Here is a 23338-nt window from a genome sequence, read left to right as displayed (position 1 = left end):
GTCACTGACATCAATATACAATGCTACAGATTTATTGTCAACAAGTTGTTCGTGGAAAATAGGTATTTGGTGTTGAATCAGATTCAGGACGAAATTGTGTAATGGATTACAAACGAACCATAAAGTGGGGTAGCCCTCGGAATTGCACTAAGCGATTCCGAGGGCTTTTCATGGAACATTGTATATAAGTTATGTGACCCTCTATTTAAGCATGGTATCCCAATCCATCATTTATTGCTGCAGCAGCCGTTTCAGAAGCATAGCTGCTTCAGCTCGGGTGGATATGCCGTCCGGAATGAATTTACCCTGTTCACGTCCTTCGATCAAATGAAGCGCGGCGGCCGCTCTAACGTATTCGAGAGCCCAAGGGGAAACGTTCGATTCATCAGTAAATCCGGACTCCATAGAGTCAGGCCACTCGACTCCCTTGCTAATTTTGTAAGCCCGTATTAGCATGGTCACCATTTCTTGTCGCGTGATATCTCCATTTGGATCAAATACCGTGGCGCTTTTTCCATTAGCAATGCCGGATTGAACTGCAATGGAAATGGGTTCTTCATACCAGGCGCCTTTTTCTACATCCGTAAAGCTCAATACACCGGCCTGCGTCAAATTCAGTGCTCTGATAAGCAGAGCGGTAAACTCCGCACGGGTAACGGAACGATCGGGTTCGAAAGTCGTGCTGCTCGTACCGGTAATCATCTGCTTCGCTGCCAGCTCTTCGATGGCATCCTTGGCCCAATGGGAGGGCTGGATATCTATGAACCGCTTCTTGAATTCAAGGACGGCATAGGTACCGGCACGATGAATGTCGGCCACCCATTCTCCCTCGATGTAACTTCCGCCTACGTACTCAAAAGTTCCATCTTCGGTCATATAGTAAAGGCCAACCAAATTCGGGTTCAGGGCAGAGTCAACTTGTGCACGTATCGTCATCGGCGGATGGAAGGGGGATAAGCTAGTTCTTTGTCCGTCTTTCGCGACCATAATTAAGCTTAAGTCAATAATCTCCCCGGAAAGCTTGATCGCTGCATGATGGTCATCCCTCAGTTCGCCAAGCCGCTTCTCAGCTTCAGATGACGGCAACCGATTTATATTTATTTCGACCTGGGAATCCGTCGTTTCCGTTATGGCCGCTTTATCGCTCCATTGCTTCAACAAATCTGCAGGAAGCTCAACGGCAAATGTGTCGGTTTCAATCACCAGCCGGTTCTGTCCGAGAGCCTCGAATGCATTGCCGGGAAGGATGACTTGATTAACCTTCTTCGGTACAGCCACCGTCACTTTTCCATTCTCCGCTTCTTGCCTTAGATCCTCTATCTGCAGGACAAGCTGCTGCTCGTTACTGCTGTTGTCCTTCGGTATGACATAACCTCCCCAAGAGGGCTGCGGCGGCTCTTCTTCAGTTGGCTTCTCGAGGAAGGCGATTCTGGCCTCTGCGGCAATGAGCACCTCGAGGTTGGTAATATCGGCCTCCTGTGCGCCCAATCTCAACGCGGTTTCCACCTTCGAACGTGCCGCCACCACAGCAGGCTTATCCTTCAAGGTTATACTGGCCGGCAGGGCAGCGATCGCGGCGATGGCTTCCTGAATGGCCGTCTCCCGAGGATCGGCAGGCTTCTCAAGGAAGGCGATTCTGGCCTCTGCGGCAATGAGCACCTTGAGGTTGGTAATATCGGCCTCCTGTGCGCCCAATCTCAACGCGGTTTCCACCTTCGCACGTGCCGCCACCACAGCAGGCTTATCCTTCAAGGTTATATTGGCCGGCAGGGCAGCGATCGCAGCGATAGCTTCCTGAATGGCCGTCTCCCGAGGATCGGCAGGCTTCCAGTTAATTTTGTACTGCAATGTGGACTTCCCGTCTTTGGCCGTCACATGGATAATGGTTTGCTTTTGCTCCGAAACAGATTCTACATGTACTACAGCTTCCGGCTGCTTCGCAACGGCTTGAACATCGTCCGCGGACGACAGGGGATAGGTATACTGTAAAATTCCCGGAGAGAAGCTTTCCAGCGGCATTCCATTGACATGAATGGCCGACAGAGTGGCATCGGTCTCCGGTATGGCAATTCGGGACATGTTTGTCGAGGCATCGGGTGAATAATAGATGCTGCCGTCGATCCCTATAGCCATATCGTTGACAAAACCATCTACAATCGTCTTGTGCTGCAATGTTTCCGGATCGATGACAATGAGCTTGCGCGATAAGGTCGTGTAGAGCATACCGTCCGGACTCCATTCCAAGCGGTATGGCTTCCATTTGCTGCTGTTGTACAAGCTTGGGCGAATGAGCTTGCTTTTTACAACCTCATTCGTATCGACATCCATCGCAAAGATGGTTCCGTCTACGGCTCCCCACAGATAGCCATCGGGCCCGAAGGACAGCTCGCCAATCATCTTCGGAGCTTCATCAATGCCCGGGATTTGAGGCGTAAATTCAGCAACTTTCCGGCCTTTAGCCACATCCCAGATGAAAAGCTTAGCCGCAGGCTCCGAAGGATTGATGCCCAATCCGCCCCAAATCGTAGTTCCGCCGTACAGATAACCATCCTTGTAGGCCAGAGCCATAATACTTTGGTTCTCAACAAAGTTATCGAATTGGGTCCAATGATCCGCGGTCTCATCATAGATAGCCAGGGATCCTCCCAACAAACCATAATCGGGGACGGTGCCGACAAACAGCTTATTGTCTCCGGATGTGATGGCGAATGGACGATCCTGCATGTTCTCGAAAGGATAGACCATCCTCGGGTTCGTATTCAGCTCCATGGGTTGCGACGGGTCAAGGCGATACATGACCGCTGCAACATACGTTCCATAATAGACATGATCGTTAAGGAACCCGATTCCTTCAGGCTGAGCGAAGGAAGAGATATTTAGATCAATCTGGTTAGTAAAAGGATTATAAATGCTCATGCCGCGTTGATATCCGCCCAGATAGATGCGGCCGTCGGTGCCTTTTTCTAACGCTTGAATGGCGACAGGCTGTGGTGAAATTTCCAGTTCGATAAAGGACAGCCATTGATCCGTTGGATCATACAAGATGTACTCTCCGTATTGTGTAATGATTGTCAGTACGGTTTGTCCTGCTTTCGGCCCGCTCTGCAGCTTAATCCACTGCATATCTTTAACCCGAATGGTGTCCGGGAGTGGAACAGACAGCTCTATTTGGCTCGAGCGGTTCGTGCTGAAGTCGTATTGGAAGAGCTCCGTGCCATTTTTATAGTAAATAAGGTTAGGGTTAAAAGGGGAGGGCTCCGAGATCATGTTGCTGTATTGGAAAGTATGCTCAATCTCGTATGTTTCCATATTCATGACGACCATATTGATCGTACTGACTGAAACAAAGAGCTTTCCATTTACAACGAACACATCGGCAATAGTTCCCGTGTCTCCCGTTGCCAAATTGAGTTCATTGTCCGGAATAATAATTTCCGTCTTCTCGCCCGTAACCCGATCGATTCTAAACAAATGGATGCTGGTCCCTAATCCGGCATAAATGTATTTCTCATCGACGGCTATCCCCCGCACATAATCTTGTCCGTCCATAATGGTGCCGTAATCACGGAATTTCCCGGTGTGAATGTCATACTCGAACACTTTGCCATACGATTTGTCATTGTACGTTGCGCCGTATATTTTCCCATCAGGGGCAGCTTCCAGATCCCATACCCAGCTGTCGGAAGGGTTGACACCGAGCAGCTCCACTTCCTTTTTCGCAGGCAGATAACGGTACAGCTTCCCGTCTCCAGTGCCGGCGAAATAGACATTCTGGTCGGGACCTATCGTCATCGCCCAAGTCGCTTCCGTATTGGGGATGACCTGAGAGAACTTTAACTTACCGGTTTCGCCATCGACGACTACGAAGGTTCCGGGTTTGCCGTTCGTGTGGAAATAGACTTCATTGTCACCCAAAACATTCTGTTGAATCGCCCCCGCTTGCCCCAAGCTTACGCTTACCATCGGACCGAGATCAACAGGCTCCTGATAATCACGCTCTAATGGAACTTCCGGCGGCACGATCTCAAAGGCAGCATCGTCGAAGTAAGCTTCCGTCAAACTGATTCCTCCCGAATATAAACCTATTCTTGCATAAGCGGCTCCTGCCGGGGCAGTAGTTAACAATTTCATCTCTGACCATTGATTCGTTCCCAGGGAATTCCCCGAGAACAGCTCCTGCTTGACGGCAACCCTAACATCTTGAGCGTTATAATAATGAACTTCCAATACAATATTATGGGTCTGCTTCACGACGTTTACGAAGCTTGAAGCAATGTAAGATTCGTTGGGGGCAACCGCAATTTTATCGCTGAATACCCGCAAGCCTGTCGAACCCGCATCCGCAACCGAATCTACAAAATGAAGGCTGTATGTCCCGTTATGAGTCCGATCTTTACTTAATTCCACCGTTCCGGAAGTTACGGGGTCAATAGCCCAGTGAGGGATTCGGGCATCAACCGCATCTTGCTCAAACCCGGGATTCAATACTTCTCGAGGGTATTCCGTATCTGAAGGCGCTTCCAAAAGCTCTATGGAAACATCATCAAAATATACTTCGGTGACCGCAATCCTGCCTGAATTAAAACGCAATTGAATTTGTGTTGCTTCTGCGGGCACTTCGAAACGCACAACCAACTCATTCCACTCGTTTAATTTCAGCTTGCCTTTGGCAAAATTGATAAAGTCCGCTTTGCCGACTTTATCGCCTTGGTTATTGTAATAATGCACCTCATAACCGATGCTGTGAGTTTGGCTGACGACATACGCGAACGCTTTGGCATTGTATTTGCCCCCCGGAACAACAGGGATCGCTTGGCTGGATACTTGCAGCTGTTCCTCGGCGCTCGAGTTATGGAAATGAAGACTCTTGGACCCGCTATGAGCCTTGTAGGTGCTGACCGTTACTGTACTGATCGTGTTTTGCGTAATCAGGCTCCAGCCGGGAATAGTTCCGTCTACCAAATCCATTTCAAACCCCGGATTTACGATACCGCCATTTCCCATATCCGCTGCCGAAGCCCCAGACAACGGGAATATCCCGAAAATTATCGAGAAGCTGAGCAAGATGGAAAGGTAACGTTTAGTTACTTTCATCATTAATGGGATCACCTCATATGAAATCATCTAATATTACTAACCATGAAACGATGGCAAAGGGGAGAGGGGCGTATGAGTGGTTATATCGTTCGAGCTTAACTCGAATCGTCAGACCTGTAATTGGAGCATAATGAATGACTGATCCGAAATTACCCGCAAATTTTTCTATATATTCCCCTTTAGCTGTATCTCGAGCAAACCTTTGAACGCGAGGAACTATCACCACCTAAGATACCATTTTCTTCTCCAGCCAAGAGCCTGCTGTTCTATCACTCAATGAGGTATAGGCCAGATCAACCATCCAATGGGAGCGCTCCCAATCCCGAGAACAGGAAAGGGATGAGTGCGTCATTTTGCCTGTTCGTATGTAAGTGCCTATCCGATTTCTCATTACAGTAACAAGGAAAGGAAGACGCAGCTTGGAAAGCTTCGTATTCCGACGAAGAATACACCTCAGCACCTGCAATATAGCTTCCAGTGTAGGCTGCAGGATAGATTTCTCTAATCTGGGAGCGCTCCAAATGATGTAATATTTTAATTATGAAATAGCCGGTCATGAAAGTCAACACCTTGAAATCCTCCCACTTAAAGAGCAATGTATATAAGGATTATCACAAAAGTGGTTCGCCGCTAATCGGTCACAACTCGTAATACAAAAGGCAAGCTCTTTCCCATTGATAGGGGAGAGCTTGCCCGCCCAGCCATTTCGCTAAAGTATTCAATATGAGATTATTCATCACGAAAAACAAAGGATCGGAAAGCGAAAGACAGAAGAGGTGCACATCCCAAGCTTAAAAAATTGTGGGTATCATTCCCCCATCCATGCCTGCCAAATGGCAAAATATTGGGCAGTGTTGACTACTGGTTCTGTAATAATGGCAAGCGGCAGTTGCGCTTTGCGGGCTGCGTCGTGGGGGGCAATCCCCATTTGACGTAATCCGTCCCAAAATCCTGGCGGAATTTTAATGCGCTCAGAGATAGGAAACTTCATACATACATTGTCTCCTTTAGCTGCTTAATATATTTTAAGTTCTGGTTGTAATCGGGGAACGCGCCCTGTTGATGGCGTAACTTTTATAATACCTCCTCCAATGCCCCTCTGTAACTAGAAGATAGTGACATATTACTTGCAGATTTCAATTTTCCGTTTCTGGGTTCGGCAGTGCCTTGTCCCACAAAAGCCCGATTTCCGTCCGGACCCAAAAAACCGGAATCATGGAACAATTTCTAAAACAGTACCTTGGTTGGCATCAGCCACTTTCGTAGAGCCATAAACGCCCAGATATAGTCTGGTTTGATTTAGATTCGTCCCTAAACTAACGTAATAAGCGGATTGAGACCCAAAATTATAATCGGTTTCAATAACACTAAAATCATTTAATTTACAATCTGTTCTTATCCTGGTATATGCTAAAGCCCCTCTAACCGGAAGTTGGGATTCTTTGGCCCGGGCCAGATCGGTAAACACAACGTTTCCCGATATAGCGGGGATCTCATTTCCCATATAGGGCTGGACTCCTGTAAGTGCAGTTGCTTTAAACTTATCCGTTCGGGGATCTTCATGAAAATAACTGATTAGCGGCAGAAGACGCTGCACCGAAGTTTTTACTGCTTCATCGTAATAAGCCATTGTTTTCTGAGTCAAAGCGGGATTTGCAGAGCAGCCTGTTATTATGGAGGTAGGAAAAGCACCTTCCCAGCCTCGCCAGCCAAAGTTAATAAATCCTTCTTGGTCAATTTCTGAATTCATTAAATAAGCTTGAACAAGCTGAGTAACCGGTATTGGTTTATACTGTATAAATGAAAAAATCGATTCTACGAGATCCTGTCCGACATTTCCTACGTATTTGATATACCGATTATAAAATCTTTGATATGAAATGCCCGGTATATTGCGAACTCCTTTGGCTATTACCGTAAGCGTTTCTTGAATAGCTACGGGCAGCTCATTAAAACGTGTAACTATGGGAGGATTATCGATAAATGTATTTTTAGCGACATCAATTTCGATGATTTTACCTGCTATTTCCATATCATCTTGACTTAAATTAAAGGGATCATAGCCCGACCCTCCATCACCGGTTGTCAAAACAAGTTTTCCTGTTTCAGGTGAAAAGTTTAAGCTATTGACACCATTATGGTTTAAAAATGGTCTTCTTAAATTCAGTAATGTCCGTCGTCTTTGAGGCCGGCCATTCGATTGCAGAATCCATTCTTCTACTGTATCAATATGATCATATTGCGTTTCTCTATTTGTCCATCTTTGGCTTAAGGTTCTGGGATCACACGGATTAGGCTTAAAAGATTCGAACGCCCCTGGAAGAGCGCCCGGACCTTGAGTTCCAGCTATTGAATAATGGAGATAGAACAGGCGATTATAGTAAAATTGGGGATGAAACGCCAGTCCTACCAATCCCCGTTCATCATATCCGCCACTAGAAACACCCAGTTTAATAATTCGTGGACGTATATCTAAAAAAGTCCTTATAACTCCGTTTCCTATGTAAAAGATCTCTCCTACCTGGGTTGCAATAAACAATCGTTCGATGGAATCGCCAGGAAGTATAGCCGTTTTCAAAACAGTGGGTAAATTTAGCTTACTGACAATGGGCCGCAAACTAACTTTAGCCTTTATCAAATAACTTTACCCTCCTTTTTCATTGATTTGTTTTATAAAGAATATGACTATAATTGTTTATTATTACCCGGGTACCCCGGCTCCTACGGCAAGCCAGAATATTACAAACAATAATAGTAGGGATCGATCCATGAGATTCTTCCGAATTTACGAGGAATCTGCTAGTGTTATTACAATGATGAAGGGAGGGGCACCTTTGCTGCATCGTACGTACATTCCGAAAATGCCGTTATCGTTGTTCGTCGATTATTTTTGGTATATGGAAGATTATAATCCTTCGCATTCCAAGGAACTGGCTTTGCCGGACGGATCTGTGGATGTGATCATCGATCTTGGCGAGGACAAAATCCGACTGTTCGATAGCAATCATCGCGAGTTGGTTTTCGGCCATTCAATTCTCTGCGGTCCGCACTCGGAATATTTTGTTATCGATACGGCCTGCGAGTCGCGAGTGATCGGCATCCACTTTAAACAAGGCGGTATCCACCCGTTCCTTAAAGAACCGCTCGTAGAGCTTCACAATAAACATTTTCCATTAGATATATTGTGGGGGTCCAAAGTAAGCGAGATTCGCGACGAACTGCTGGCTTCCCCTGGACCGGATGAGATGTTCCAAGTGCTTGAACGCAGCTTGCTGTCTCTTGCGAGGAAAGATTTGAAATGGGACCCGGCAGTACAATTCGTATTGAACCACCTTCATGGTTGCCAGATCGCTGAGATCATTGAGCAGACCGGGATCAGTCATCGAAGATTCAACCAAATTTTTAAAGCAGAAGTCGGTATGACACCTAAGCGACTAAACCGCCTTTATCGATTCCAGGAAGTTCTGCGTCTCGTTCATTCCGGGGAAAATATTTCGTGGGTCAATATCGCTCAAGCTTGCGGATATTTCGATCAAGCGCATTTTATAAAGGACTTTAGTTCTTTCTCCGGCATCAATCCGAGTGAATACCGTCCGATATTGGGAAGGCACCATAATCATGCTAAGTATGTCACGTAAGGTCAAAAATTTACAATACTTGACCGTGAGAGAAGGATATTATTAAGAGCATAGCAAGTTATCCTAATAAGTTTGAAGGAGGAATATATTGATGAAGGCGAACCATTATGTGCCGGACGGCTTTCATACCGTCACACCTTATCTTCATGTACAGGGAGCGGAAAAATTGATTGATTTCCTTAAGCAAGCTTTTGGGGCGGAGGAATTGAACCGTTCGACAGATGCTGACGGACGTATCCGGCATGCAGAAATTCGTCTGGAGGGCTCCATCATTGAATGTTCGGAAGGCAGAGATCCATATCCCCCGATGCAAAGTGCAATTCACTTGTATGTAAGAGATACTGACAAATGTTATGAACAAGCGATCGCCGCTGGAGCCGCTTCTCTATATGAACCCGCGGATATGCCTTATGGTGAGCGGAGTGCCGGCGTGAAAGATCCGTTTGGCAATCATTGGTACATCGCGACATTTATGGGGACGGTTAGGTAGAGGAGAGAGGTTCTGCGAACAACGGCAAAGGTGCGTTAATTACCGGAAAGTTTCTCGAAGCTTAATTACATGCTTATTCAGATGAACCTTGTCCATCCTGAAGAAATACAAGGATTGTTGATACAGGGTTTGCGCTTGGTCGCTCCCAAGCCGGTCGTTCTCATTGGATGAGGTGAGAGTACTCGGGATAAACGAGATAAACGCTTGCGTTGATCAAATAAAGCCAGTGACTAAAATACGGGTGTGTATGCGGAACCATACGCGACCCGTTATTTTTTTGCCTCGCTGCGAGCCGATCGACAATGCAGGAAGAACGGTCCATATTGTTTTTTTGTTCATCAGGCATGAGGATGGAGTGATCAGTTAGCATCTAACTCCCAGTTCCCTTTCAACTTAATAACATGAATCGATCCGAAAAACCTTCTAGAAAAATGATATTTATCATTTCAAAGAAGTGATATACATAACTACCGGCCCCGTCGGCTTTTAGATATGCTTCTTATATAATAAATGAAGGAGGCACAAGTAATAATGAGAAAAGGGTTATTAAGCCATATGGTATGATAGAGCAAAATGATGGAGGTGGTAAAAATGGCTCGCGTCAGACTGCCGTTGGAAACAATGATGTTGCTTCCTCCATTGATTTCTATGATTATTTTTCCGCAACAGACGGGGTACAACTATCTATTGTTTTTTATAATCGCAACGGCTCATTTGATCAGCATTATGAATGCGAAACACCGAACCTTTTTCATCATTGTTCAACTGGTCGCGGTTGCTTTATGGGGAGCCTTCATCTCCCCATGGGAATTAAGCTTCGGCTTTTATCCTGCTTTGGTGATCGGCAAGTACTCATCCTACCGCAAAATTACCGCAATGACTGTACTCATGGCTGCGCTCTTTGCCGGGTCGGTCGGGTTCAATTTCTTGCGAGAGTCGAATTCATTGTACCTAGGCTGGTATTCGATTCTTTTCATACTTTTCCTGTTGCCCTTTATGGTGAGAATGATCCGGAAGTCACATGAAATGAAATTGGGGTTACAATATGCCAATGATGAAATTTCCCGGTTGATTAAAAATGAAGAACGCCAGCGAATCGCCCGTGATCTTCATGACACGTTGGGCCATACCCTGTCTCTGCTTACGTTGAAAGGTGAATTGGTGGAGCGGCTCATTCCCCGGAGTCCCGATCAAGCCTTGAAAGAAGCACGTGAGATCCAAAATATTTCAAGATCCGTCCTATTGCAGGTGCGGGAACTGATCAGTGATATGCAGTCCATCGATCTTGATGAGGAGTGCCGACAGGCCGCTCAAATTTGCGAGTCTGCCGGGATTTCATTCAACGTGGAACGGAAGGATGAACTTTCGGGAGCCCCGCCGATTATCCGGAATATCCTGAGCCTGTGTCTTCGTGAATGTGTTACCAATGTCGTAAAACACAGCGGCGCGCGCAGATGCACAATCCGCATTGAAGAAGAACCTGGAAGATACATTCTTCAGGTGGAGGATGATGGGGTCGGCATTGCGAAGGAAAATCACGACCAGTTTCACAGCGGCTTGTTGGGAATGAAAGAACGGTTATTGCTGATCGAGGGAAAACTTGAAATGGCAGCCGGGGAAACAAATGGGACAAAAATCACGATCATCGTGCCGAAAGTTAAGAAACCGGTGATAACGGAGGGAATCCAATGAGAATCGTCATTGCGGAAGATCAAGGAATGCTTCGATCCGCGGTCAGCCAGCTGTTGGCCCTGGAAGAAGATATCGAAATTGTCGGGGAAGCCGACAACGGTGAACAGGCTCTCCGGCTGATTCGGGAAAAAAACGCCGATATTGCCGTGCTCGATATAGAGATGCCATTGTTAAGCGGACTGGAGGCAGCGGAAAAGTTGAGGGATGAAGGCAGTGAATGCAGGGTCGCCATCGTGACCACCTTCGCCCGAAGCGGGTACCTGCAACGTGCCGTGAAGGCCGGGGTAATGGGGTATTTGCTAAAAGATACGCCCGTGTCCGAATTGGCGGAAGCGCTGCGAAAAATTCACGCGGGCAAGCGTGTCTTTAGCCCGCACCTTACTTTTTCCATGATGGAAGAAATAAACCCGCTCACGAAACGAGAATCCGAGATTTTGCTGCACCTGAAGAAGGGAGATTCGGTCAAAGAAGTCAGTAAAACTCTCTATCTCTCTCCAGCTACGATCCGCAACTACATCTCCGAAATTATTCAGAAGCTGGAAGCGAGAAACCGGATGGATGCCGTCTCCATTGCCGAAAACAAAGGATGGCTGCCGGAATAACCTTTTTTTGTAAAACAAAACCGATTTTATATGATGCAAGACTGAATAGCAAAAATCCATTCTTTTGTTATGAGAGAAGGAGAAAAAAGATGAAACCTGTCATTGAAGTTGAAGGCTTGACCAAACAATACGGGGAAACTCGAGCCGTACAGGGGATTTCGTTTACAGTCGAAAGAGGCGAAATTTTCGGTATCATCGGTCCGAACGGAGCCGGTAAGACCACAACCATTGAGATCCTGGAAGGACTGCGGACAAGAGATTCTGGAAAGGAACACGTACTCGGCCTTGATCCCGGCAAGGAATCCGACCGCTATCCATTAAATAAAAAAATCGGGGTGCAGTTCCAGGCCACATCCATACAGGAGTTATTGAAAGTCAAAGAAGCGATAAATTTGTTTGCCTCTTTTTATGACACAAATCATGTCCTGATGGACATCATTGAACAGCTACAATTGAAAGACAAACTCAATTCGTATTTCAAGGATCTTTCCGGTGGCTGGAAACAACGGGTAACGCTCGCTTTATCCGTTTTGCATCAACCCGAAATCGTGTTTTTGGATGAACCGAGCATGGGGCTGGATCCCCAGGCCCGCCGCGAGTTGTGGGGAGTCATCCATACCCTGAGGGAACAAGGAACCACCATCCTGGTCACGACGCATTATATGGAAGAAGCCGAAAAGCTCTGTGATCGAGTGGCAATGGTGTACGAAGGTCAAATTCGGGCACTTGGGAAACCGAATGTATTGCTAGAAGACCTGGCGACTAACTACCTGGCGTTTGAGAGTTTCGACGTGGATCCCGATGTTTTGATCGCCCTGCCCAGCGTGATTCACGTGGAGAAATCCGGGGATCGGGTGAGAATTCAAACGGAGAATCTACAGCGTTCCGCCTATTTGGTTTTAAAAGAATGTGAAGAACGCGATTGGAAAGTGACCGCATTCCGTTTCGAGCGAGGCACGCTGGATGATTTGTTTGTCCACCTGTTAAAGGAGCGATCAGCATGAATAAAATTGTGAAGCTATCGGTAATGGAAACAAAATTATTTTTTCGAGAAAAAATGGCCGTGTTCTGGACCTTTCTGTTTCCGGTTCTGATGATCTGGCTATTCGGAGTGATGTTCGGAAATACAGAAATCGGAGGGATGACTTACAGCAATGCTTACATCCCGTCCTGGATTGCCGTGAACATCCTGACCACTGCGTTTTTCGGAATCGGAACGGTGATGGCCAACTATCGTGAAAAGGGCATTTTGCGACGCTATCAGGTCACAACCGTGCGGCCCTGGATGGTGTTAACGGCGCAAACCGTGCAGGGAACCGTCATTTTTACCATCAGCGCCGTAATTATACTCATTTTTGGATTCCTCGTCTTCAATTTACATGTACCGAAATATTTGGGAAGTACCTTGTTGGCCATCCTATTAAGCCTGGTTGCCTTCTTCCCGTTCGGACTGTTGATCAATTCCATTGCCAAAAACGTTCGGACGGCCTCGGCCGTCAGCTCACTTGCCTTGAATTTGATGATTTTTCTATCGGGAGCCACCTTTCCGATTGAATGGATGCCAAACCTATTACGTGTTATCGCCCACATCCTACCGCTTTACTACGTCATTGATTTAATAAGGCAAACATGGAATTTCACACCGATTTGGGAGAATGGGGTGGATGTTGCGGTTCTAGTAGGTGTCGCCATTATATCTATCATTTTGTCCTCACGGTTTTTCCGCTGGAGCGCGGAATAAGATGATCATGTTTGAGAAATCTTTACAAAAATACGTTTAAGCCCGAAGGTTATTATAACCACATAGGAATCTTTAAGTTCTTTACAGCGTTAATACGATGAAAATATAGATTCTTATTGGCATAAAAAGCTTCCTTTAATACCGGGTTATTCATCTTCGAAATGGCTCCGTTAGGAGCTTTTTTTAGTATCCATTATCGATGGAAGAAGATCAAGAGTAGTGCAACTATCCCTTGTATTCTGGCTAATAAACAAGTCTATAGAGATAGGTTGATTATAAGCAGCTCCATTCCCTGGAGCTGCTTTGACTTTCTATCGGATCCAAAGCTGCAGTCAATGGATAGCTTGTTCAAAATATGTTCGCTTTTCGTTCGGGAAATATGACTTTTGGCCGGGAGAGCTGACATATTATGGCGTGATATGATGGTAATGGAGAGAAAAACCAGGAGATGCCAGGAGGGAGACGAACACATTGATTACACTGACAGAGTCATACATAGATGCATTGGCTCCGAATGATTCGGCGGTGAAAAACGGGCGCGGGCTGGTGAAGAAACGCAGCTTTGTCCAACTATACAAGTCGGAGGACGGGACGCTGCTGTTTGGCGAGTGCAAAGGCAGCGGCAGCTCCAATTATCAATGCTCCGCCGATTTCATAGACCCGGATAAACCGGTATTGCGCTGCTCATGCCCGAGCCGGCAGTTTCCGTGCAAGCACGGATTGGGCCTACTATACGCCTATGCGGGCAATGAGACTTTCGAAATAGTGCCAATCCCCGAAGATATTTTATCCAAGCGGGAGAAGGCGGAGAAGCGGGAGGAGCAGAAGGCGCAGAAAGCTGTTGAAGGGGCGGATGCGAAACCGAAGAAGGTCAATAAATCCGCATTGAAGAAGAAAATTGCCGCCCAGCTGGAAGGGCTGGATTTGTTGGATAAGGTTGTCGAATCCCTCGTACGCAGCGGCCTCGGCACCATCGATAAGAAGTCGGTCAAGGTGATCGACGGCCACGTCAAGCAATTGGGCAATTATTATTTGCCGGGAGCACAGACCGCGCTGCGCCGTTTTGCGCAATTGCTGGCTGAAGCGGGAGACGACCGCGAGGCGGTCTATACAGAGGCGATGGAGCAGTTGACGGTGCTGCACGCATTGATCAAAAAAGGCAGAGCGACCTTGACCGCCCGTCTGGAGACGCCGGATATGAAGCCCGACCATGAAACGACGATCGAGGAATGGCTGGGTCATGCGTGGCAGTTGAGCGAATTGAAGGAATGCGGGCTGGTCAGCGAAAATGCCGATTTGGTGCAGCTTTCCTTCCAATCCTACGACGATGCTGCGCGCCAGGAATTTGTCGATTTGGGTTATTGGCTGGATTTGGGTGCCGGCGATATACATAAAACATTGCATTACCGCCCTTACAAGGCGGCCAAACATATCCGCGAGGAGGACAGCTTCTTCGAAGTGGCCAAAGTCAAGGAGCTGTACCGCTACCCCGGAGATTTGAATCGCCGGGTGCGCTGGGAGTCGCTCAGCAGCCGACCGCTGCAGGACGCAGATTATGCTGCCATTGCGGCCTGCGCCCGCCGCTCCTATGCCGATACGGTGAAGCTGGTCAAGAACCAGCTGAAGAATCCGCTCGCGGACAAACGCCCGGTGCTGCTAATGCATGTTGCTGCCGCTGCTCAAACGGCGGATGGCACCTATGCGATCGCGGACGAGCACGGGCAATATTTGACGCTGGGCGATGCACCCGGCAATGCTCAGCGGACGACTCACCTGCTGCCGTATCTGGAACCGGAGCTGCTGGTGAATTCGGCAATGCTGGTCATGTTTCATCATGGTCTGGACAGCGGGCAATTGCTGGCACAGCCGCTTTCGGTTATTGGTCAATCACGTATTACGCGGCTGCTTTATTAATCGGCCGGCAATAAAGGAGGACAATGCATATGAGTACGGCATTGCTGCAAGATTTGCACCAGGAAGTAAGACGAATCTACATTGCCGGCAGCGATTTGGCGGCAGGCGATTATCGCTTGAAACGCATGCTGCCGCAATTTGAGAAGCTGGGAGAGAGGGCGCCGGTATTCAAGCGGCTTGGCGAAATGATCCATGCTTTAATCGAGCCGGAGAAGCAGGAGGGGGAGCGTAAATCGTCAGCCGAGCTGCTCCAGGATTTGGGCTCGCTGCTTGGCTCCATTTTGTACACTCAAGGAGTCACGGCGCCTGCAGGAGAGCTGCAGCCCATAACCAGCAAACCGACCAAGCTCCGGACTTCGGCATCGTACCGGAGGCTGGCGGCGGTTCAGGAGGCGCTGACGACAACGGGCAGCGGACGTTACGAGATCGTTGCCGAAGCTTATGAGCAGGGGCTGTTCCATGATCTGCGCATGATTGATCTGGCGATTGCCGGCTTGGGCGATCCTTATGCAGAGCTTGCCGATTATATGGAAACCACGGTGCTGCCTTCGTTCGGAGCGGACATTATTCCGCTGCTGCTCGAGTCGTTTAATCCGACCGGCGGCAAGCTGGATGCCCGCAGACTGAAGGTGATTGCCAGTATTGACCGCGATGGGAACGAGGAGCTGCTGTACAGCGCGGCCCAAGAGGGATCGGATGAAGTGCGGGTCGCGGCGATTTCCCTGCTGCACGGGCTAGAACAATATGAAGAGCAGTTGATCGAGTGGACCAAGGATAAGAAAAAACCGGTGCGCCAAGCGGCATTCCATGCTTTGTCTGCGTTGGAAACGAAATCGTCGGTTAACCGCATTTTTGCCGGACTGACGGGCAAGGATGCTGAGCTGGCAGCCTTAGCGGCTGCAGCAAACCAGTCGCAGGAGCTTGCGAATATGATTACGGAGGAACTGCGGGCGAGAACTGAGGCGCTGATTGCGACAGAGCAGGATGCGAAGAAGCAGGAAAAGGCCGTGCAGCAGCTGCTGTATTTGTCACAGGGGCTCGCGGATAGACAAAGCGAAGAGCTGCATGACATATATGTCGGCATGCTGCGGGAGCCGATGTTTTTATCGACGCCATGCTTGTCTATGGCACACAAGGCGGCGGAATATTTGGCCGATTATGGAACTCCGGAGGCTGTGGAGCTCCTGGATGAAATCGGAAGACAAAATGATCCATTTATTACATATGCTCTTCAAGGTGCATTCCGAACGCTAACTCCTGCACAATTCTATGAGCGGTTTGCCCTGACTCCGGAGGGAACGACTAAAGCCAAGCGCAGCAAAAAATTTGTACGCGTGCTAATGGATTTCATCAAGGATCAAGTCATGGAGGCCAATTACGAATATATCGATGCGCCGTGGGACGGAGATGACGATCAGGTGCCGGTCTATATCTTGCGCGGCCTTGACGCGGAGGAGCTGCGCAGCCGTTGGGACATTCGCTGGCTGGATTTTGCCATCGAGAATAATGAGCTGCAGCTCGTCTCTTTGCTGGCCGTGCCTGGTCACAGCAAGGCGGAAACCTTCTTGCGCTATAAGCTGGCCAAAAATCCGGAGCTGCGGAACCGATTTGCCGGATATTTGCTGCTCGGCCTGAAGCGCATAGGAGCGGAGGATCTGCCGGAGCTGATCATGACTGCGCTGGAGGATGAGCGCAATCGCGACGATCTGTACAGCATTGACGGTCATGTCTGGGAAATGATGCTGCAAATGCCGGCGGCTTACCGGGAACGGCTGGAGGCTGTCCTGCCGAAATTCCGCTATAGCGCGAAAAAGCAAATGGAATATTTGATATCTACCATGGGAGCGGGAGGAAATCACTAATGGGAAAACAAGCGCAGGCTGAACAAAATTTGATGCGTCTGCCGGCCGAGCGGCTGTATGCGGCGGAGCTGGAAGCACTGATTGCGGCAGATCAAGGCAAGGTACCGGCAGGCTGGCGGATGTCGCCGCAGTCGGTGCTCACCTTCATTTGCGGCGGCAAAGCCGGGGATACCGTCATAACGCCCAAATATATCGGCAATCGCCGGCTGGTAGAGATGGCGATCGCTACCTTGGTTACCGACCGGGCACTGCTGCTGATCGGCGAGCCGGGGACGGCGAAGTCGTGGCTGTCGGAAAACTTGGCGGCGGCGATTCATGGCGATTCCGGTAAGGTGGTGCAGGGAACGGCCGGCACGAGCGAGGAGCAGGTGCGCTATTCCTGGAACTATGCCATGCTGCTGGCCAATGGGCCTACGCCGGAAGCGCTCGTGCGGAGCCCGATTATGCGGGCGATGGAAGTCGGCGGAATTGCCCGCTTCGAGGAAATTTCCCGCTGCGCTTCCGAGGTGCAGGATGCGCTCATCTCGATTCTGTCGGAGAAGACGATTTCGGTCGCCGAGCTCGGCATGGAGGTGTCCGCACAGAAGGGCTTTGCGATTATTGCTACGGCGAATACGCGCGACCGCGGAGTTAACGATATGTCCGCCGCGCTTAAACGCCGCTTCAATATGATCGTGCTGCCGACGCCGGCCGATTTGCAGACCGAAGTGGAGATTGTCAAGAAGCGGGTGGCGGAAATTGCGGCATCCTATGATTTGCAGGCGGCACTGCCTGCCGATGAGGCACTGCATAAAGTCGTGACGATTTTCCGGGAGCTGCGCAGCGGCATGACGCTCGACCGGAAGAATAAAGTGAAGTCGCCGGGCAATGCCATCTCGACAGCGGAGGCGATCTCACTATTGACGAACAGCATGGCGCTGGCGGCGAGCTTCGGCAACGGAGAGCTGTCCGATGAAGACTTGGCTGCGGGGCTGCAGGGTGCGATCGTCAAGGATGACGACAAGGATCAGGTCGTGTGGAAGGAATATTTGGACAATGTGATGAAGAAACGCGGAGCCGAATGGCGCGGGCTCTATCAGGCGTGCAGGGAGATGAATCCGTGAGTTCGAGCGGGAAAACGGAGAGAGCGGTACATATTTTCGGGGTACGGCATCTGTCGCCGGGCGGCGCTCAGCATCTCAAGCAATTTCTGCATGAAATCCAGCCGACGGCAGTGTTAATTGAAGGGCCCTCCGACGCCACCCAGGAAATTCGTCACTTGGTCAACAAGTCCACCAAGCCGCCTGTCGCGCTGCTCGCCTTCACGGCCGATCTGCCCATACGAACCGCGATGTGGCCGCTGGCTGTCTATTCGCCGGAATACCAGGCGATGAAATGGGCGGAGGAGCAGGGAGCTTATTGTGCTTTCATCGATTTGCCCTCCTCTGTCATGCTGGCGTTGGACTTAGGGCAAAGCAGGATCGATGAGCGTGGTGAGGACAAGAAGAGCGATGAGGGCAATGAAGGTAATGAGGGTGGCGAAGGCGATGTCAGCGACGAGGGCGGAGGAATCGTAGAGCGTGATGAGGGCAATGGCGAGCGCGAAGTGCAGGAGGAGCGCCTGCATTCCCGCTCGCTGTATGAACGGATTGCAGAGCTAGCGGGCGAGTATGATTATGAAATGTATTGGGAGCGGCATTATGAGCATAATTTGAGCCGCGATGCTTATCGGCAGGCGATATTGGCCTCATCCGCCCAAATGCGTGAATGGACGGAAGAAGAGGAGTGGGTAACGGCCCGTAAAGAATACGCCTATAACGCTTTGCGCGAGCTGTATATGCTGTCGCAGATTGAGGCTGCCATAGCGGCAGGACATGCGCCGGAGCGTATTGTTGTTGTGTGCGGGGCGTATCATGCATCGGCATTGGCGACGCTGCCTGCCGGGATGACCGATGCTGAATTTGACCTGCTGCCGAAACGAAATACGAAGCTGACTTTAATGCCTTATTCGTATTATCGCTTATCGTCGATGTCCGGTTACGGTGCCGGCAACCGGGCGCCGCGCTATTTCGAGATGATGTGGGAGGCGATGGAGGCAGGGCGGCCGCAGGACTTGGCATACCGCTATCTGTCTCAGGTTGCCGGCAGGCTGCGACAATCAGGCACGCATCGCTCGACGGCAGAAGTGATCGAAGCGGTGCGTCTGGCACAGTCGCTGGCCGCGCTTCATGGGGGCAGCGCGCCGACGCTGCGGGATCTGCATGATGCGGCCCAGTCCATCTTTGGGCACGGCGAGCTGTCTGTTGTCGCGGAGCCGCTGGCCAGAGTCGATGTAGGGACGGCCATCGGCGAGTTGGCCGAGGGGGTAAGCCAGACGCCGATTCAGGACGATCTGAATCGCCAATTCAAACGGCTGAAGCTGGACAAATATAAGTCGTCCGTCGCCGCCGATCTGGCGCTCGATCTGCGGGAAAATCGCCGCGTCAAGTCGGAAGAGGCTGCTTATTTGGACCTGCACCGTTCTGTGCTGCTGCATCGGATGCAGCTTCTCGGCATTACATTTGCAAGAAAGCAGGCAAGCGGGCAGGATAGCGCAACTTGGGCGGAGCACTGGGTATTACAGTGGACGCCGGAAGTGGAAATCGAAGTGGTAGAGTCGACGCTGCTCGGAGAAACTATAGAACTTGCCGCGGCCTTCCGGCTGCAGCAGCAGCTCGAGAGCTGCACTTCCGTGTCGGAAGCCTCGGCGCTTATTCGGGTAGCATGCGAATGTGCGATGCTGTCCCAGATGGAAGCCGCTCGCGAAACGCTGCAGAAGCTGGCCGTCGACAGCCAGGATGTCGGCCAGATTGCCGGTGCGGCGCATCAGTTGGCCATCATCATCGGATATGGAGATATTCGCAAGCTGGATACGGCGCCGCTCCTGCCCCTGCTGGAGCAGCTGTTTCTGCGGGCGTGCCTCTTTCTCGTCGATGCCTGCGGCTGCAACGACGAAGCCTCCGGTGCACTGCTCACTGCTATCCATGAACTGAATCAAATTGCGCAGGAGCATCATGAACTCGTCGATGAGGCGCTATGGGTGAAGGAGCTTCATCATCTCGCGGGCCGCGATGACCGCAATCCGCGTTTGTCGGGCTATGCTTGCGCCATTTTGCTGGAACGCGGCGAATTGTCGGCCGGCGAATGTGCGGAGGAAGTGTCACGGCGCTTGTCGCCGGGCGTACCGGCCGATCTCGGCGCTGGCTGGTTCGAGGGGCTGTCGATGCGCAACCGCTACAGCCTGCTGTCGCGGATGAGTCTCTGGGAGCAGTTGAATGAGTATATCGCAGAGCTTGACGATGAGGAATTCCGTCGTGCGCTCGTCTTTCTCCGCCGAGCCTTCAGCAGCTTTAACAGCAGAGAGAAGACGATGGTCGCCGAAATGCTGGGCGAACTATGGAACGTGAACGCCGAAGCTGCAGCAGAAGTGCTGACCGGCGAGTTGAAGGAGGCAGAGGAGCAGATGCTCGACGAATTGAACGATTTTGATTTTGGAGATCTGTAGCGATGAATAACGAACAGAGACAGAAGCAATTGACGCGTTGGCGGCTGCTTCTCGGCCAATCGGCGGAGCAGCAGCTGGAGGAATACAGCCAGGGCGGCGGGATCGGGTTGAGCGAAGAGGAGCAGGTGATGGATGAAGCACTCGCCTCTTTGTATGACGATACTGGCGATGAAGGAGGAACCCCGGAAGCCCGTTCGGCGGGGCTTGGCAAGTCGGCGCCGCGGCTGGCGAAGTGGCTTGGCGATATCCGGACCTTCTTTCCCGAAGATGTCGTCTCGGTCATCCAGAATGATGCGATCGAGCGCAAAGGGCTGAAGCAGCTGCTCTTTGAGCCGGAAGTGCTCGGCAAGGTGAAGCCGGATATTCAGATGGTCGGAACTTTGATGTCGCTCAAAGGCAAAATTCCGGAGAAGACGAAGGATACGGCGCGCATGCTTGTGCAAATGGTGGTGGAGGAGCTGGCGAAGCGGCTGGAAAGCGATATCCGCCGCGCAGTGACCGGCGCTCTGAACCGCAGGCAGCATACGCCGCTGCCCTCGGTTAGCGGGATGGACTGGAAACGGACGATCCGGCGCAATTTGCACAATTACGATCCGGAGCGGCGCAAGCTCATTCCGGAGAAGTTCTACTTCTTCGATCGGGCACGCAGAAGCCAGGAATGGACGGTCATTCTGGATATTGACCAAAGCGGCTCGATGTCCGACTCGGTCATTTGGGCATCGGTCGTCGGCTCGATTTTTGCCAGCATTCCGGCCTTGCGCACGCGAGTGGTTGTCTTTGACACCGAGGTCGTCGACTTGACCGAGCAATGTGCCAACGATCCCGTAGATATGCTGTTCGGCATCCAGCTCGGCGGCGGCACCGATATCAACAAATCGGTCGCTTATTGCGAGCAGTTTATTGAGGAGCCGGCCAAGACAATCTTTATTCTTATATCGGATATGTGTGAAGGCGGCAATCGCGCCGCATTCGTGCGGCGTATGCGCGAAATGCGCGAATCCGGCGTGAAGACGCTGGGTTTGCTCGCTTTATCCGACGGCGGGGAGCCTTACTATGATGAAGGGATAGCCAAGTCGCTCTCGCGCGATGGCACGCCGTGCTTTGCCTGCACGCCTCAGCTTCTGCCGAGCTTTGTAGAGGGTGCGCTTAAGGGCGCAGACTTGTTTGAGCTCGCGAAGCGGGCCGGCACCAAGCTCGTTTAGCCAGGCTGCCGACGTATGACAGCCTCCAATTGTTGTATCTATGCAGCAATTGGAGGCTGTCGATTCATTGTGGGAAAGGCGTTCAACCGGATGTTGTACTAGTGAAAAGTCCAACAGGCGAAAACGTAACGGACCTGGGAGACCCTATTTCGTCAAAATAGGGCGGTTTTTTTAGACTAACGGAAACAGGTGCGCTTATTGCTTGGAATTCTCCTACTTTCGCGAGCATTTCTTGGGAATAAGGTCATCTGGTTCCGTTAAAATGATCGAAAGGCCCTTTTGGAGCGATTAAGGTCTCTGGGTTCCGTTAAAACCAAACCGTGCATGATTTTCGCATGATCTTTGGTTGTATACCATTAATCGCCAATCTCAATTGGGCCGTTATTTTTTAACGACAGGAGGTAATCTCATTGACTGCCAAGATCCTTTTCTCTTCTAAGAAAATAGATTCGGTGACCAAGGAACAATTGCAGAAAATGCTGGATCGCTATAACCTGGGAGAACTTATATCTTTTAAACAGACTGAGAAGGGAGTTATGAAACAAACCATTTTCGTTTCATCCACCTCGGGTGATTATGTTCTCAAAGGCAATCCCATCTATGAAGGACAGTTTGTTGAAGAAAAATTTTTCATAGATCATTTAAAGGCAAGAACAGACATTCCCGTCCCCGTTCCTTACGTCCTTGATGAGATGAAGGACATCTTTGGCTGGCCCTATGCGATAATGCCTCGTTTGCCCGGAGTACATTTTAACGACCCTAAGATAGAAGCGGCAATGACTTTTAACGACAGGATACGAATAGCACGAGTATTGGCAAGAGCCTTAGCGGAAATGCATGCCTGGAAATCCGATATTTTCGGCGAATTCGACCCGATTCATAACACACTGCGTCCATTTCAAGGATCCTATCAAAACTGGCTTTTCAACGAAATCCGATTTTGGTTGGAGGATGCTAAAAAATACTCCGGCATTAGCCAAGCGGACAAAGATTGGGTGGAAGGATTGCTGGAGAGTTCAAGGAATTCCTTCGAAGAATTGCAGTCTGCGGCATTTGTTATGGGGGATTTCAAACCTGAAAACATCTTACTGCAACCTGTAGAACAAGACTGGAATTTATGCGGAATAATCGATTTTACTAACTCGTATTTTGGTGACCCCATTGCCGACTTGGCCAAGATAACCGTGTTATATCTCGATAAAGGAGAAGAGGAATTCGTCAGACATCTTCTGTCCGAATATGCGAAATTAACTAATGCAAATGTGGCTCTTAAGGAGCGGCTCATAATACATATTCTTTATCGGAAAGTGCTGGATTGGGGATGTGCTTACGCAATAAATAATGTAACTTGGAGCAAGGAGCTTTCATTTAAGGAATGGGCTTCCGAGTTCATAGACAATAAGCTGCTTGGTCTTATCAACTAATCAAAATGAGAGACAGACAAACGGAACTTTGACGAGTTCCCGCCAAGCGGCGGAAATAAATAAAGCTCACTTGGGCCTTGGACCAATAGCTTTCGCCTACCGGGTTTAAATCATAGCAGAAAATCGGATTTTTCGGGGACGCTAGAGTTGGGG

At 49.8% G+C, this 23338-nt stretch carries 15 protein-coding genes; 12 read left to right on the top strand and 3 right to left on the bottom strand.

All coding sequences use genetic code 11. The features are described from left to right. Window positions 1-231 precede the first annotated feature (231 nt). The 3 genes from ACTHRH_RS19765 to ACTHRH_RS19755 form a co-directional block, all read right to left on the bottom strand. The gene (locus ACTHRH_RS19765; protein ID WP_440417242.1) at window positions 232-5097 is read right to left on the bottom strand and encodes an S-layer homology domain-containing protein; all 4866 of its coding nucleotides are present in this window, start codon (window positions 5095-5097) and stop codon (window positions 232-234) included. Between the two features lie 808 nt (window positions 5098-5905). After that, a complete protein-coding gene (locus tag ACTHRH_RS19760) occupies window positions 5906-6088 on the bottom strand; it encodes a hypothetical protein (protein ID WP_379287481.1) in 183 nt (60 codons plus the stop codon). 222 nt (window positions 6089-6310) lie between these two features. Then, the gene (locus ACTHRH_RS19755; RefSeq protein ID WP_440417240.1) at window positions 6311-7735 is read right to left on the bottom strand and encodes a PQQ-dependent sugar dehydrogenase; all 1425 of its coding nucleotides are present in this window, start codon (window positions 7733-7735) and stop codon (window positions 6311-6313) included. A gap of 196 nt (window positions 7736-7931) precedes the next feature. Between ACTHRH_RS19755 and ACTHRH_RS19750 the strand changes: the two genes are divergently transcribed. The 12 genes from ACTHRH_RS19750 to ACTHRH_RS19695 all read left to right on the top strand — a co-directional run bounded on the left by ACTHRH_RS19750 (window position 7932) and on the right by ACTHRH_RS19695 (window position 23185). Then, window positions 7932-8735: an AraC family transcriptional regulator gene (locus ACTHRH_RS19750; RefSeq protein WP_440417238.1), complete on the top strand. Its 804-nt coding sequence runs from the start codon at window positions 7932-7934 to the stop codon at window positions 8733-8735. 91 nt (window positions 8736-8826) lie between these two features. Then, window positions 8827-9225: a VOC family protein gene (locus ACTHRH_RS19745; RefSeq protein ID WP_213582675.1), complete on the top strand. Its 399-nt coding sequence runs from the start codon at window positions 8827-8829 to the stop codon at window positions 9223-9225. 591 nt (window positions 9226-9816) lie between these two features. Next, window positions 9817-10917, top strand: coding sequence for a sensor histidine kinase (locus ACTHRH_RS19740; RefSeq protein ID WP_440417235.1), 1101 nt, complete (start codon window positions 9817-9819; stop codon window positions 10915-10917). Next, window positions 10914-11519 carry a response regulator transcription factor gene (locus ACTHRH_RS19735; RefSeq protein WP_440417233.1) on the top strand — a complete coding sequence of 202 codons (606 nt, stop codon included), beginning with the start codon at window positions 10914-10916 and terminating at the stop codon, window positions 11517-11519. Before ACTHRH_RS19740 ends, ACTHRH_RS19735 begins: the two co-directional genes overlap by 4 nt. Window positions 11520-11608: 89 nt before the next feature. After that, window positions 11609-12523, top strand: a complete 915-nt coding sequence (locus ACTHRH_RS19730; protein WP_440417231.1) for an ATP-binding cassette domain-containing protein — start codon at window positions 11609-11611, stop codon at window positions 12521-12523. Next, window positions 12520-13260, top strand: coding sequence for an ABC transporter permease (locus ACTHRH_RS19725; protein WP_440417229.1), 741 nt, complete (start codon window positions 12520-12522; stop codon window positions 13258-13260). The genes ACTHRH_RS19730 and ACTHRH_RS19725 overlap by 4 nt, the downstream gene beginning before the upstream one ends. Window positions 13261-13731: 471 nt before the next feature. Beyond that, window positions 13732-15174, top strand: a complete 1443-nt coding sequence (locus ACTHRH_RS19720; protein WP_440417227.1) for an SWIM zinc finger family protein — start codon at window positions 13732-13734, stop codon at window positions 15172-15174. Between the two features lie 29 nt (window positions 15175-15203). After that, the gene (locus ACTHRH_RS19715; RefSeq protein WP_440417225.1) at window positions 15204-17036 is read left to right on the top strand and encodes a HEAT repeat domain-containing protein; all 1833 of its coding nucleotides are present in this window, start codon (window positions 15204-15206) and stop codon (window positions 17034-17036) included. Next, complete coding sequence (locus ACTHRH_RS19710; protein ID WP_440417223.1) at window positions 17036-18139, top strand: ATP-binding protein; 1104 nt, start codon at window positions 17036-17038, stop codon at window positions 18137-18139. Before ACTHRH_RS19715 ends, ACTHRH_RS19710 begins: the two co-directional genes overlap by 1 nt. Then, window positions 18136-20559 carry a DUF5682 family protein gene (locus tag ACTHRH_RS19705; RefSeq protein ID WP_440417221.1) on the top strand — a complete coding sequence of 808 codons (2424 nt, stop codon included), beginning with the start codon at window positions 18136-18138 and terminating at the stop codon, window positions 20557-20559. The genes ACTHRH_RS19710 and ACTHRH_RS19705 overlap by 4 nt, the downstream gene beginning before the upstream one ends. A 2-nt stretch (window positions 20560-20561) precedes the next feature. Then, entirely contained in the window at window positions 20562-21761 is a 1200-nt protein-coding gene (locus ACTHRH_RS19700) for a VWA domain-containing protein (RefSeq protein WP_379290597.1), read from the top strand. Window positions 21762-22171: 410 nt separating this feature from the next. Then, entirely contained in the window at window positions 22172-23185 is a 1014-nt protein-coding gene (locus ACTHRH_RS19695; RefSeq protein WP_144938987.1) for a phosphotransferase family protein, read from the top strand. The last annotated feature ends 153 nt before the right edge of the window (window positions 23186-23338 follow it).

The sequence above is a fragment of the Paenibacillus sp. SAFN-117 genome (assembly GCF_051966115.1).
Taxonomy (GTDB): Bacteria; Bacillota; Bacilli; order Paenibacillales; family NBRC-103111; genus Paenibacillus_L; species Paenibacillus_L residui.
This window is presented reverse-complemented; position numbering and strand designations above follow the sequence as displayed.